Origin of the sequence: Blautia sp. AM23-13AC (assembly GCF_003435675.1) — a bacterium.
GTDB lineage: Bacteria > Bacillota > Clostridia > Lachnospirales > Lachnospiraceae > Fusicatenibacter > Fusicatenibacter saccharivorans.
In genome coordinates, this window is record NZ_QTUL01000003.1 from 224,754 (window position 1) to 238,472 (window position 13,719).

The 13,719-nt window shown below is 47.0% G+C and carries 14 protein-coding genes; all 14 read right to left on the reverse strand.

Translation table 11 applies throughout. The features are described from left to right. Positions 1–111: 111 nt before the first annotated feature. The 14 genes from DW642_RS05780 to DW642_RS05850 all read right to left on the reverse strand — a co-directional run bounded on the left by DW642_RS05780 (position 112) and on the right by DW642_RS05850 (position 13,646). Positions 112–987, reverse strand: coding sequence for a glycosyltransferase (locus DW642_RS05780; RefSeq protein ID WP_117509570.1), 876 nt, complete (start codon positions 985–987; stop codon positions 112–114). A gap of 8 nt (positions 988–995) precedes the next feature. Then, a complete protein-coding gene (locus tag DW642_RS05785) occupies positions 996–1,736 on the reverse strand; it encodes a WecB/TagA/CpsF family glycosyltransferase (RefSeq protein ID WP_117509571.1) in 741 nt (246 codons plus the stop codon). Positions 1,737–1,761: 25 nt separating this feature from the next. Continuing rightward, positions 1,762–2,727 carry a type I phosphomannose isomerase catalytic subunit gene (locus tag DW642_RS05790; RefSeq protein WP_117509572.1) on the reverse strand — a complete coding sequence of 322 codons (966 nt, stop codon included), beginning with the start codon at positions 2,725–2,727 and terminating at the stop codon, positions 1,762–1,764. Between the two features lie 19 nt (positions 2,728–2,746). Next, positions 2,747–4,057, reverse strand: coding sequence for a sugar phosphate nucleotidyltransferase (locus tag DW642_RS05795; RefSeq protein WP_117509573.1), 1,311 nt, complete (start codon positions 4,055–4,057; stop codon positions 2,747–2,749). A gap of 21 nt (positions 4,058–4,078) precedes the next feature. Further along, positions 4,079–5,752 carry a phospho-sugar mutase gene (locus DW642_RS05800; RefSeq protein ID WP_117509574.1) on the reverse strand — a complete coding sequence of 558 codons (1,674 nt, stop codon included), beginning with the start codon at positions 5,750–5,752 and terminating at the stop codon, positions 4,079–4,081. 32 nt (positions 5,753–5,784) lie between these two features. After that, the gene (locus DW642_RS05805) at positions 5,785–7,032 is read right to left on the reverse strand and encodes a nucleotide sugar dehydrogenase (protein WP_117509575.1); all 1,248 of its coding nucleotides are present in this window, start codon (positions 7,030–7,032) and stop codon (positions 5,785–5,787) included. A gap of 1,073 nt (positions 7,033–8,105) precedes the next feature. Then, positions 8,106–9,335: a peptidase U32 family protein gene (locus tag DW642_RS05815; RefSeq protein WP_117509576.1), complete on the reverse strand. Its 1,230-nt coding sequence runs from the start codon at positions 9,333–9,335 to the stop codon at positions 8,106–8,108. Then, positions 9,332–9,997: an O-methyltransferase gene (locus tag DW642_RS05820; protein ID WP_022461075.1), complete on the reverse strand. Its 666-nt coding sequence runs from the start codon at positions 9,995–9,997 to the stop codon at positions 9,332–9,334. The genes DW642_RS05815 and DW642_RS05820 overlap by 4 nt, the downstream gene beginning before the upstream one ends. A gap of 30 nt (positions 9,998–10,027) precedes the next feature. Continuing rightward, on the reverse strand, positions 10,028–10,441 hold the full coding sequence (locus DW642_RS05825; RefSeq protein WP_117509577.1) for a solute-binding protein: 414 nt from the start codon (positions 10,439–10,441) through the stop codon (positions 10,028–10,030). A 26-nt stretch (positions 10,442–10,467) separates the two neighbouring features. Continuing rightward, complete coding sequence (locus DW642_RS05830) at positions 10,468–10,803, reverse strand: YlbF family regulator (RefSeq protein WP_158554984.1); 336 nt, start codon at positions 10,801–10,803, stop codon at positions 10,468–10,470. Between the two features lie 5 nt (positions 10,804–10,808). Next, complete coding sequence (locus tag DW642_RS05835) at positions 10,809–12,473, reverse strand: ribonuclease J (RefSeq protein ID WP_055218756.1); 1,665 nt, start codon at positions 12,471–12,473, stop codon at positions 10,809–10,811. A 178-nt stretch (positions 12,474–12,651) separates the two neighbouring features. Continuing rightward, positions 12,652–12,912 carry a DUF1292 domain-containing protein gene (locus DW642_RS05840; protein WP_022461718.1) on the reverse strand — a complete coding sequence of 87 codons (261 nt, stop codon included), beginning with the start codon at positions 12,910–12,912 and terminating at the stop codon, positions 12,652–12,654. 15 nt (positions 12,913–12,927) lie between these two features. Then, the gene (gene ruvX, locus DW642_RS05845) at positions 12,928–13,371 is read right to left on the reverse strand and encodes a Holliday junction resolvase RuvX (protein WP_022461717.1); all 444 of its coding nucleotides are present in this window, start codon (positions 13,369–13,371) and stop codon (positions 12,928–12,930) included. A gap of 11 nt (positions 13,372–13,382) precedes the next feature. Then, complete coding sequence (locus DW642_RS05850; RefSeq protein ID WP_022461716.1) at positions 13,383–13,646, reverse strand: IreB family regulatory phosphoprotein; 264 nt, start codon at positions 13,644–13,646, stop codon at positions 13,383–13,385. Positions 13,647–13,719 lie beyond the last annotated feature (73 nt).

The window sequence follows — 13,719 nt, forward strand, 5'->3', positions numbered from 1 at the left end:
CCATAATGTCTTTTACTCTAAGGCGATTCCATTGATTTTTTACCAAGGAATTCAAATGGTAACTTTTTAAGGCCTTACATTTTTCAGCGAATGATAATTTTTTATTCTTCGCTAAAGCATAGCCAATTTGAACGGAGGAAAGTATATATTCTCCCCCCCCCACAGCTCATATGTATCCATGCCATTCCGTTGCAGTTCATCACTTAACTCATCTTTCGCCTTAATAAGCTGCAATTTGCCCAAAATCATTCGATTGGCATCAAGATTATATGTTTCTATCGCTGATCCGTCATTGTTGTGAAGATAATACAATGGCTCATCTATAGTGTAAATCACATCTGCTACTGCCAGATATTTGTTAGTGAAAATCGTATCTTCACCAACACGCAGATCTTTTCGGAAGTAGATATTTTCTTTTCGGATTATCTCGAGCGAATACATCATGCGCCATGGACCGTTTAGTTCCTTTCCTTGACGCATTCCACGCTTTCCTGAAAGATATCCCTTTAAGTCTGTTATCGATGTTCCAAAGGAGTTTGGTAATACCTGCTCCAAAATTTCCGTTTTATTATATTGACATTTTAAATAGGAAAACTGATGTTCAGCTATGCTTCCATTTCTACGCACCGACGCATAATTATAGCAAACAGTGTCTGTATCAGATTTTACTTTTGCTACGCATTTTTCAACGATTTGTGCATCAAAAGTATCATCACAATCAAAAAAGAAACAAAACGTCCCTTTTGCTCTTTTTAAGGCATCATTTCTTGCGCTGCTGACACCGTCATTCACCTTTTTATCGATGAATTCTATTCGGCTATCTTCCTCTGCATATTTTTGTACTATTTCTGATGTTTTATCTTTACTTCCGTCGTTAACAACGATTATCTGTAAATTTTTGTACCTAATCGCATTTACCTGCTCAAAATAGCGGATCAAGTACTTTTCACCATTATAAATGGGGGTAATTATCGTTACTAAATTCATTTATCCACCTATTTTTTATACTTAATCGCTAGTCCGAGAATTTTTCTATCATCTACTAAATAACGCTTTGCCATACGCTTCGGATCCTGCGTGATTCTAAAAAACCACTCCAGGCCATGATTGGACATCCACCGGGGAGCTCTCTTAATATTTCCTGCTTCAAAGTCAAAACTGGCACCTAATCCAAAGGAAATCGGTACTCCAAGTTCTTTACAATGATGGTACATAAACTTTTCCTGTTTCGGACATCCTAATCCAACAATCAAAATGTGCGGATTAGCCTCTTTTATCATGGATTTAATTTTATCCATTTCCACAGGATTCTTTTCAAAACCGAATGGCGGAGAATATGTACCGACAACCTGCAAGCCCTTAAATCTATGCATAAGATTTTCAGCTGCTTTGGCTGCTACGCCTTCAGCAGCACCTAAAAAGAACATCTTATATCCTTTTTTCGCAGCCATATCACACAAGAGTGGAAACAAATCCGATCCTGAAATTTTCTCTTTAATCGGTGTTCCATACCATTTAGCGATCCACAACAGTGGTTTACCATCCGTCAGAATCAATGACGCATTTTCATAAACCGCCTGTAATTCTTTACTTGTTTCAAGCTGTACAATATGATCCACATTGGGAGTTACCACATATGCACTTTTATCCTCTTGAATCAGTCGATCAATAGCCTGCAATGTTTCCTGCATTGTCAGATTATCAATCTCTGTATTCATAAATTTCATTCTTGCCATTTAATCATCCTCACCACCGACTGATTTAGCACCGAACTTTAATCAATTCTGCATCTCCAACGACTAAACATCTGCCCAGCCCAGCTGGTAAAAACAGTGTTTCGCCCTTGCTGAATCGCATCGGCTTCTGCTCCGCATCCATCGTCTGCACTTCACCGTATCCATCTAGGCACATTAACACCTGAAAAGATGCATCCATAACAGAAAATGCAAAGCCTTTCGTTACTTGTATTCTTTCTGTTTCAAAATATTTGCAACGACAAAGTAGCTCACGAGAGCAGCCGGAATAGTATTTCACCATTCTCGGTTTCTGGTTCACGTCCGGTTCAACATTCATATCCATGACCTGAACAGCCTTGTCAAAGTGCAACTCACGCTTTTTGCCGTTCTTATCCACACGGTCATAGTCATAGACACGGTAGGTTACATTGGAGCTTTCCTGAATCTCAGCTACCAAGATGCCCTTGCCAATGCCGTGTACAGTTCCCGCCGGGACAAAATAGGTATCGCCCTTGTGAACCTCCACTTTTTGCAGATGCTTGTCCAAAGTTCCAGTTTCAACTGCTTTCCGGAGAATCTCTTCCGTCACCTTATGTTGAAAGCCATAAATCAAATGTGCGCCTTCGTCAGCATCCACAACATACCACATCTCGGTCTTGCCGTTGTCGCCTTCGTGTTCTCGTGCATATGCATCATCCGGATGAACCTGAACAGACAAATCTTTCTTGGCATCGATGAATTTTACTAATACAGGCAGTTCTCCGTTCTCCACCTTTGTACCAAGATATTCGGGGTGAGCACTCAGCACCTCTGCCAGCATTTGTCCCTTATAGATTCCATTCGCCACATAGCTAGGGCCATCCGGATGTACAGAGCATTCCCATGTCTCCGCCAGCGGGGTCAAATCAATTTTCTTTCCGTATTCTTCCCGGAGTCGGGTGCCGCCCCATAGATAGTCCTTTCCAGTCGGAATCAATTTCATGATTTCCATAGCCATCACCCCTTAGTTCTTACACCATGGGGAATTTGATCTTATCAGCAACGCTAATTTCATCACCAAGCTGAACTTCGATCATGTCCAATGCAGTGATAGCCTCAACCGTGTGCTTGCAGCCTGCTGCAATGGTAATCACATCGCCTGTACGCAGCACCTGCTCCATGCCGTCTACGACTGCCTTGCCCTTACCAGAAACAACTGTCCAGACTTCCTCACGGTAGTTATGCATGTGGTAAGTCATGTGCTCACCCGCTCTCATGGAAATCTTAACTGTCATAGAGCCGGGCTGCACATCGATTACCGTATAACTACCCCAAGACTTCTCGGCATACATTGCCTCGGTCTCGATTTTCTCCACATAGGGCTTCATGTAACCGCTGCGCTCTTTATCAGCAATCAAAATGCCATCGCCGCTAGCCGCAACGATCATATCCTTGCAGCCCATACAAAGAATCGGGATATTCAGTTCATTCACCACATTGGTGTTTTCGCAGGTTTCATCCAGAACAGCCTTGCCCTTGGTCTTGTCTGCCATGACCTCAGCCATCATGTTCCATGTACCAACATCCTTCCAGTCACCGCTATACCGCAGAACCTGAATGCTGGACTCTTTCTCGACCACGGCATAGTCAAAGCTGATTTTTGTCATGGTTTCATACTTATTGAACAGGTCACGGTAGTCCTCGAAGTCGATCATGCTATGAGCCTTGTCCAGCAGATAGCCAAGTTTGAATGCAAAGATGCCTGCATTCCACAATGCACTCTGTGCCAGATACTTCTTGGCAGTTTCCACATCCGGCTTTTCCTTGAACTCCTTGACCTTGCTGACGTTTTCGCCGCTTTCAGGGATAATGTAACCATACTTTTCGCTGGGATAAGTCGGTTCAATGCCCATCAGGGTTAGATTTGCTCCACCCTGCTCTGCCAGTTCCTGCAGGTTTTTGACGGCTTCGTAATAAGTGTTATCCACATAGGGGTCAACCGGGCAGACAACAACAGCTTCATTTTCTGCCACACCCAGTTCGTCGTGCAGATAGGCAGCAGCCAGTGCGATGGCCGGGAAGGTATCACGGCGGCAGGGCTCTACACAAATAGATGCCTTTTCACCCAGCTGATTCTTGATGGCACTTGCCTGCGATTTGCTGGTCGCAATGGTGATTTTTGCATCTGCATCTACCGTAGTGATCTGGCGGTAGACACGCTGCACCATAGACTCATACTCGTCATTATTCTTAAACAGCTTGATAAACTGCTTGCTGCGCACATCGTTTGAAAGAGGCCAGAGCCGCTTGCCGGAACCACCAGAAAGTAAAATAACATTCATTTTTATTTTCTCCTCTATTCCTTATTTCAAATACTCTTCCGCACTCTTGCAGATCTCTACTTCCACCTTTTCGGCCGCAGCTTTGTTCTCCGCGCTGACCGAGATATAGGTCTTGAGTTTCGGCTCGGTACCGGAGGGGCGCACCACGATGGAACAGTTGTCTTCCAGCAGGAACTTCAGCACATCGGACTTGGGCAGACCGTCCAGACCCGGAGCGTAATCCAGCAGCTTCACGACCTTCTTGCCGCCGAACTCCTTGATGTCGCCCCGGAACGCCTGCATAATGTTCTGCATCTTGGCAAAACCAGCGCTGCCGTCGAACTCATAACTGTGCAGGGTGTTCAGGCAGTAGCCGTAGGTCTTATACAGCTCCTCCAGCTTGTCCAGCAGGCTGATGCCCTTGGTGGCATAGTAGCTGAACATCTCGCAGATCATATAGGCACCGTCCACGCCGTCCTTGTCCCGGACGTAGGAGCCGGTCAGGTAGCCATAGCTCTCTTCAAAGCCGAACACATAGCTGTCGGCCTTGCCCTGCTGTTCCAGCTTGCCGATCTGCTCCCCGATGAACTTGAAGCCGGTCAGCACGTTGATGGTGCGCAGGCCATAGTGGGTGGCGATCTGTTCGCCCATATCCATGGTGACAATGGTCTTGACCATGACCGGGTCTGCGGGCATCTTGCCGTGCTTGACGCGCTGGCTGCAAATATAATCTAGCAACAGCATACCAGTCTGGTTGCCGGTCAGCAATTCGTACTCCCCTGCCTTGTTCTTGACGGCGATGCCCACACGGTCACAGTCGGGATCAGTCGCCAGCAGCAAGTCAGCATTACACTTTTTGGCATACTCCATGCCCAGTGCCATAGCTTCCTTGATTTCCGGGTTGGGATATGGGCAGGTCGGGAAGTTGCCATCCGGCTGCTCCTGCTCCTTGACAACAGTGATATTGGTGTAACCCATTTCTTTTAAGGTACGGGTCACAGGTTTCAAGCCGGTGCCGTTCAGCGGACTATACACGATGGCCACGTTCTTGTTGACTTCTTCGCCAAACAGAACAGACTGGCTCTTGACCTGCTCCACGAATGCGGTATAGACCTCGTCCGGGATGTACTGGATGCTGCCGTTTGCCACACCTGCTTCAAAGTCGCTGGTCTTGACGTCGGCAAAAATGTCCAGCTTCTCGATCTCGTCAAGGATTTCTGCAGCGGCCTCAGTGGTAATCTGGCAGCCGTCCGCGCCATAGACCTTGTAGCCGTTGTACTTGCTGGGATTGTGGGAGGCCGTCACCATGACACCTGCGGAGGTGTGCAGATAGCGGGTCGCAAAGGACACGGTAGGAACAGGCATCAGAACAGGCCAGATGTTGACCTTGACACCATTAGCCGCAAACACCCCAGCGGCGACTTTTGCAAACACATCGCTCTTGATGCGGCTGTCATAACCGATGGCCACAGACGGAGTTTCAAAGTTCTTCTTTAAATAGTCCGCCAGCCCCTGAGAAGCCTTTGCCACGGTGTAGATGTTCATCCGGTTCGTGCCCGCGCCAATCACGCCACGCAGACCTCCCGTACCAAAGGCAAGGTCACGATAGAATGCGTCCTCGATTTTGGCATCGTCCAGCGATTTCAGTTCGGCAGCAACATCTGCATCTGCGGTTGCATTTGCCAGCCAACGCTCGTATTCCTTTTTAATATTCATGATTTTTATTCCCTCATCTTCTGTTTGCGTTCTTAGTCACGCTGGAAAATATCTCTCGTATAAACTTTTTCTTTCACATCATCAAGGCTCTTGTCATAGCGGTTTGCGATGATGGCGTGGCTCATTTCCTTGAACTTAGCCAGATCATTAACCACTACTGATCCAAAGAAAGTCTCTCCGTCTTTCAAAGTCGGCTCGTAAATGATTACCGTTGCGCCCTTGGCCTTGATGCGCTTCATAACGCCCTGAATAGAACTCTGGCGGAAGTTATCGCTGTTGCTCTTCATGGTCAAACGGTACACACCGATGGTCACAGATTTTTCCTGTTCCTTGTCGTACTCGTTATCCTCGTCATAACCATAATAACCAGCCAGCTTTAGGACGCGGTCGGCGATGAAGTCTTTACGAGTTCTGTTACTCTCGACAATAGCCTCGATCAGGTTCTCCGGTACATCGGCATAGTTAGCCAGCAGCTGCTTCGTATCCTTTGGCAGGCAGTAGCCGCCGTAACCAAAAGACGGGTTATTGTAGTGGCTGCCGATACGAGGATCGAGGCAGACTCCGTCGATGATCTGCTGAGTGTTAAGGCCCTTGCTCTCTGCATAGGTGTCCAGCTCGTTGAAGTAAGCAACGCGCAGAGCCAGATAAGTATTGGCAAACAGCTTGACTGCCTCGGCCTCAGTGAAGCCCATAAACAGGGTGTCGATATTTTCTTTAATTGCACCTTCCTGCAGCAGACCAGCAAACTCATGCGCAGTTTCCACCAGACGTTCATCACTCAAGTCAGTACCAACGATGATACGGGAAGGATACAGGTTATCGTAAAGAGCTTTGGATTCACGCAGGAACTCCGGGCTGAAGATAATATTCTTGGTATTGAACTTCTTACGCACAGAAGCGGTATATCCAACAGGGATAGTAGATTTGATGACCATAATAGCATTCGGATTATATTCCATAACCAGCTTAATCACAGCCTCAACCGCAGAAGTATCAAAGTGCTGGGTCTTGCTATCATAGTTGGTAGGAGCCGCGATTACAACAAAATCCGCATCCGAGTATGCAGCCTTTGCATCCAAGGTTGCAGTCAGATTCAGATCCTTTTCTGCCAGATATTTTTCAATATAGTCATCTTGAATTGGAGACTTGCGATTGTTGATCATCTCAACCTTCTCCGGAACAATATCAACTGCGGTCACCTGATGGTGCTGAGAAAGCAGGGTTGCAATTGACAAACCAACATAACCAGTGCCCGCAACGGCGATTTTGTAATTCTTCATGTTATTTACTCCTCCGGCCCTCATCGGGCATATCCTCTAATTTTCTATGTACACATCCATATGGATGGTATTTCCTTCCAATCCCCCGTGTGTTCATCACACAGTCGGCTAAGTGTTTTCTTATACTGTCGTATCCAACTACCCCAGCAATCATATTTCCCTTGGTTTCTACTTCATAAAACATCCGTTGAGTACACTCGTTTCTATTTCTCTATAGCCGAAGTGTTGATTTGTACGGTCGAACCCCGTATACCCTGCAATGACGTTTTTCTAAGTGTTGGATTATTGAATCGAACCCTGTCGGCGCATGAGTTTTGTTAAAACTGTATATATCATCCAGTCCAATTCTTACCATTCATTGTTCGTTATGAACAAATCATTCACTTTAACCACTCAAAACATGTAATTATCATCAACATTCATGCTCTACTCAACAGCTGTTTTATGAAGTAGAAATCATCTGTTTTTCTCCATTTTTCATGACTCAACAAACCGTTATGATGTAGGTGTCATTAGCGGGTCAGATAGTGTACTCAACAGCAGTTTCAGACGTTAATGATAAACTCATGGATTTTTGTTGTTTTCTCCTGTTTTCCGCCATTTCTATGATTCTTCTGAAAAAATTGTGCCAATTTTGTGCCACAGGGGCTAAAATTCCAGCGTTTTGTACAAATATCTTGTATTTTCAGTTCATATAGCTGTGAAATGCAACCAATTTCAGCACCCTATATAGTGTGCAAAACAGGTTCTTTTCGACGATGCTACGTCAATATGGTTTGTTGAGTAGACATTGCCAGTTATATACATTCCGTTTGTAATGATACTTACCATATTTTTGTGACTTACGGCCTATTAAAACAGCATTTAGCCTTAGCCCAATAACATCATATACATTCTAGCTTATTTGCTCCAGTTTGTAAACATTATGAAGCAACTTTCTTCACAGAATGTCGAACTTTTTCCTATTTGTTTCTTTTATCATTACCATTGCTTTACATAATCTCTATTCGCACAAAAAAGGATTAGCAACCTTTCGAAAATGACACGTTCCTAATCCCTTTTGTTTTCCTATCCTATTCCATTTCTTTCCTTCTCAAAATATCAAACCTATCCAATTCCACGCCAAGATCAATCCACAATTTCTGCTTCGGATGCGGCGCACTCTCCATCTGGTTCCCTTCATCATCCCAAATCCCCTTCACCGTAACGCAGACATTCTCCCCATCCGGTTTCATCACTTCAATCTCTTCCCCAACCGAAAACTTATTCCTCTGCTCAATCGCATATCTGCTTTTTTCATTCTTCTCCCCAACAATCCCCAGATACGTATACTCCTTCACATACGTATTACTATCATAAATCTGGCTCTCATGATCCGGCTTTCCATAGAAAAATCCCGTAGTAAACTGCCTGTACGTACAGTTCGAGATCTGATCCCGATACCACTCCATATTCTCCTCATACTTCTTAGGGCTCTCCAGATAATCATCAATCGCCTTCCGATACGTCCTTGCCACCGTCGCCACATACAGCGCCGTCTTCATTCTTCCTTCAATCTTATAACTGTCAATCCCTGCATCCAACAAATCCGGGATATGCTCAATCATACAAAGGTCTTTCGAGTTAAAGATATACGTTCCTCTCTCATTCTCATACACCGGCAGATACTCCCCCGGTCTGGACTCTTCCACGACCGCATACTTCCACCGGCACGGATGTGTACAAGCCCCCTGGTTCGCATCTCTTCCCGTGAAATAATTGGACAGCAGACATCTCCCCGAGTACGAAATACACATCGCCCCATGAATAAATGTCTCGATCTCCATCTCCTCCGGAATATGCTCCCGAATCTCTTTGATCTCCGCCAGCGACAGCTCCCGCGCTGTCACGACGCGCTTCGCCCCCTGTTCATACCAGAACTGATACGTTCCATAGTTCGTATTATTCGCCTGTGTACTGATATGCCGCTCAATCTCCGGGCACACTTCCATCGCAATCCGATACACTCCCGGATCCGAAATAATGAGTGCATCCGGTCCGATCTCTTTCAATTCGGCAAAGTAAGCCCGCACGCCCTCAAGATCCTGGTTATGTGCCAGAATATTCGCGGTGACATAGACCTTTACGCCATGCTCATGCGCAAACTCCACACCTTCTTTCATATCTTCCATCGAAAAGTTCTTCGCCTTCGCGCGGAGTCCGAAGACTTCTCCGCCGATATATACGGCATCTGCGCCGAAGATCACTGCTACTTTTAATACTTCCAGACTGCTGGCTGGAACCAGTAATTCCGGTTTTCTCATGTTGTTTCCTCTCTCTTCTCATGGCTTTTCATCGTGATCGCGATTCCATCTCCCAGCGGCACGACCGATGTCAGCAGCCCTTCATTGTGTGTCAGTTCAAATAAGTATTCCCGCATCCGTTTGTGGATCGTGCGGTTCCGGCGTTCCACGGCGAAGCGGGATTCGATGACATCGCCGTCCTGCAGCACGTTGTCGGTGATCAGTACGCCGTTCTTATCAAGGACACGCAGGACTTCCGGCAGGAAGTGGATGTACTGTCCCTTAGCGGCGTCCATAAAGATAAAATCGTACGGGCCGTCCAGGGTTTTTAAGACTTCTGCAGCGTCTCCCGGGATCAGCGTGATGCGGTCGGCGAAGCCGGATTTTTCGAAGTTCTCCCGTGCGATCGGGATGCGTTTTTCGTAATTTTCTATTGTGGTAATCTCTGCATCCGGTTCGCCGTACTGTGCCATGAAAACAGCAGAGAATCCTACGGCAGTTCCTACCTCCAGGATTCTCTTTGGCTGTTTCATCTTTAAGAATACTTTTAAAAAGCTCTGCATTTCACGGCGAATGATCGGCACTTTTGTCTGTTTGGCCGTCCGCTCCAGATTTTCCAGAAACGGGGTGTGGCCGGTGTCCAGGGAATTGATGTAGGTTACCATTCGTTCGTCTATTATCATGTAAGATTCCTCTTGTTTTGCAAACGTGCGTTATTCCGCGGACGGCTGTCCTTCGGTGTTGACGCCCGCCAGAATTTCCAGCATTTCATCGACGGTCTGCGCGGTGTTCAGCACGTAGGAACCGTCCTTGATTCCGCCGTAGTAGCCGGACAGGCGGTACTGGACTTCGAAAACCAGAAGGCTTTCGTCGATCAGTCCGTTGTCTTTCAGGAGTTCGCCAAGTTCTTTCGCCTCCATGCCGGAACGCACCTGTACGGTGACTTCCTTTTCTTTTCCTCTGGATGCGACTGGCTCCTCAGCAAACACGTCATGTCCAAACTGATATGAAGTTTTCGCTGCCAGAATGATCACAAGAATCACGCAGACGTAAATGAGCAGGCGCACGGTTCCTTTCGCACCTGTCAGCGCTGCGCGGTATCCGGCATCCCTTTTCTTTTCGGACATGGGCGCTCTCCTTTTGATTTTCGGTTTTAGATTTCCGGTACGCCGATGCGGATTTCTTCTGAAATACGGTCCTGCACCTTCTGTACCATCTTACAGACCTCAAGCTCCGCCTCAAGATAAGCGTTTGCCTTCTCGCTTTTGCGTAGTGCGTAGGAATCCCGCTCCAGGGAATCTACCGCATCGTAAAGGTCTACGTTTTCGGACTGCTGCAGTCGGTAGTTGCGGATTCGATAGTCGTCGACCCGGCTTTTTAAGTCCGAGTCTTTTTCAAGTTCCTCTTCCATCCACAAGTAATTCTGATATGCCCTGCTCTCCCTCATTTCTTCGATGAGCGCATCCAGACATTCTGTTACTTTGTCCATGGTATTTATGCCTCCATGATGATCGGAAGGATCATCGGTCTTCTCTTTGTTTTCTTCCATACATAATCGCCGAGGGCATCTTTGATCGTGGATTTGATCTTGCCCCAGTCGGAGATATTTTTGGAAAGGCAGCCATCCAGCGCCTCTTCTACAACTTCTCTTGCCTCGCCCATCAAATCCTCGGATTCGCGTACATAGACGAAACCGCGGGATACGATGTCCGGGCCGGCCAGAAGCTGGTTCGTTCTCTTTTCGAGAGTCAGTACAACGACCATGATTCCGTCCTCGGACAGATGCTGGCGGTCACGCAGGACGATATTTCCTACATCACCAACGCCGAGTCCGTCGACCATGATGGCTCCGGTGTGGACTTTGCCAGTTACTGCTGCGCCGTCCTCATCGAGTTCCATGACATCACCAGAATACATGAGGAAGATGTTCTCTTTCGGGATGCCGAGGCTCTGTGCTACTTCTGCGTGTGCTTTTAAGTGGCGGTACTCGCCGTGTACCGGAATGGCGTATTTCGGTTTTACCAGGGAGTAGATCAGTTTGATTTCCTCCTGGCAGGCATGTCCGGATACGTGAACGTCCTGGAATACGACGTTGGCACCCTGTGCAGACAGTTCGTTGATGACGTTCGAAACGGCTTTTTCATTTCCCGGGATTGGGTGGGAACTGAAGATCACGGTGTCGCCCGGCAGGATCGAGATCTTTTTGTGCAGGTGTGCCGCCATACGGGACAGTGCTGCCATGGACTCGCCCTGGCTTCCGGTGGTGATCAGGACAAGCTGCTCGCCGGTGTAGTTTTTCATCTGCTCCACATCGATCAGGGTATTTTCCGGGATATTGATGTAGCCCAGCTCCTGCGCGATGGAGATGATGTTGACCATACTGCGGCCTTCGATGACAACTTTACGGCCGTATTTATAAGCAGAGTTGATGATCTGCTGCACACGGTCGACGTTCGATGCGAAGGTTGCGATGATGATTCGGGAATTCTGATGCTCGGCAAACAGGCCGTCGATCGTCTTTCCTACGGTCCGCTCGGACATGGTAAAGCCAGGCCGCTCTGCATTGGTACTGTCGCACATCAGTGCCAGAACGCCTTTCTTTCCGATCTCTGCGAATCTCTGCAGGTCGATGACATCACCAAAGACTGGTGTGTAGTCGACTTTGAAGTCTCCGGTGTGGACGATGATGCCAGCCGGGGAGTAGATTGCCAGTGCTGCTGCATCTGCAATACTGTGGTTTGTTTTGATAAACTCAATGCGGAATGCGCCCAGGTTGATGGACTGTCCGTGTTTGATGATTTTCCGTTTTGTGGTACGGAGCAGGTTGTGCTCCTTTAATTTGTTTTCGATCAGGCCAATCGTCAGTTTGGTGGCGTAGACCGGCACGTTCACTTCTTTTAAGATGTAAGGCAGAGCTCCGATATGGTCCTCGTGGCCGTGGGTGATGACGAAGCCTTTGACTTTGTCGATGTTTTCTTTCAGATATGTTACATCCGGGATGACCAGGTCGATACCGAGCATGTCGTCTTCCGGGAATGCAAGTCCGCAGTCTACGACGATGATACTGTCCTCATACTCGAAAACGGTGATGTTCATACCGATCTGTTCCAGACCGCCAAGCGGTATAATTTTTAATTTACTTCCATTATTCTTTTTCAAATAGCACCTCCGCGCATGTTTTCCAAACGATTCCGTTACCGGTACGGCTTCACGCACGCATCCCCTGAGCGTCACTTCAGGCTGATGGAGCATGTCCCGCACCTGCAGGATTTGCCCTTTAAAGCGCTGTCCCGGTCCCGCTTCGTCTGCGTCCCGGTATGGCTTCAAAACGGCTGGTTCAATAGGTGATGTCTGCCTCGTCATCCAACATGGAAGCAAATACGCCGGAAACGGCATCGAATTCGGTGTCGTCTTCTACCATAACATACTCTGCCTCTGCGTCGGTGTCGGTGGAGATATCCTTCAAAATATAGGCATTTGCCTCGTCGTCCTTTGAATCGGATACCAGAATATAGTTGACTCCGTTAATTCTGGTCTGCTCCTCCACGTAAAATTCTTCTTTGCCGCCATCATCTGTTACAAATGTTATTTTTTCCATACAATATTCCTTTGTTTAGTTTTCCTGTGATTCCTTCTGATGGGAAAGATAGTCCAGATATCCCTGCAGGATAAAAACAGCTGCAATCATATCTACGTACTCCTTGCGGTTTTCCCTGCGGATTCCGGTTTCCATCATGGTGCGGTCTGCTTCGACCGTTGTCAGCCGCTCGTCCCACATGACAACGGGCAGACCTGTCCGTCTCTCCAGCATTTCTTTGAACTCGAGAGATTTTTCGGCCCGCTCTCCGATGTCGTTGTTCATATGTTTCGGGAAGCCGAGTACGATTTTTTCCACGCCGTACTCTTTTGCTATCTCTTCAATCCGGGCCAGCGTCTGACGCAGCTTATTCTCCGATTTTCTGCGGACAATTTCGATTCCCTGCGCAGTAAGACCCAGGGCGTCGCTGACTGCCACCCCTACTGTTTTTGAGCCGTAATCTAATCCCATTATTCTCATAGTAATTACGCTCACTTCCAGGATTCATTTTTGATGTACTCTTTTAACAGTTCCTCTACCAGTTCATCACGCTCTACTTTCATGATCAGGCTTCTGGCTCCCTTAAAGCTTGTGATGTACGTCGGGTCGCCTGACATGATATAGCCTACGATCTGGTTGACTGGATTATACCCTTTTTCTACCATGGCGTTGTAAACGGTTTCGAGTACCTCTTTTACCTGAATCTCCGGCTCTGTTTTTACTTTAAAATATTGTGTGTTACTTAATCCTGACATTCTTTTCACGTCCTCGTATTTATTGATATCATTTATATTCTAATACATGTTATGGGAAATTTCAATCGTGAAA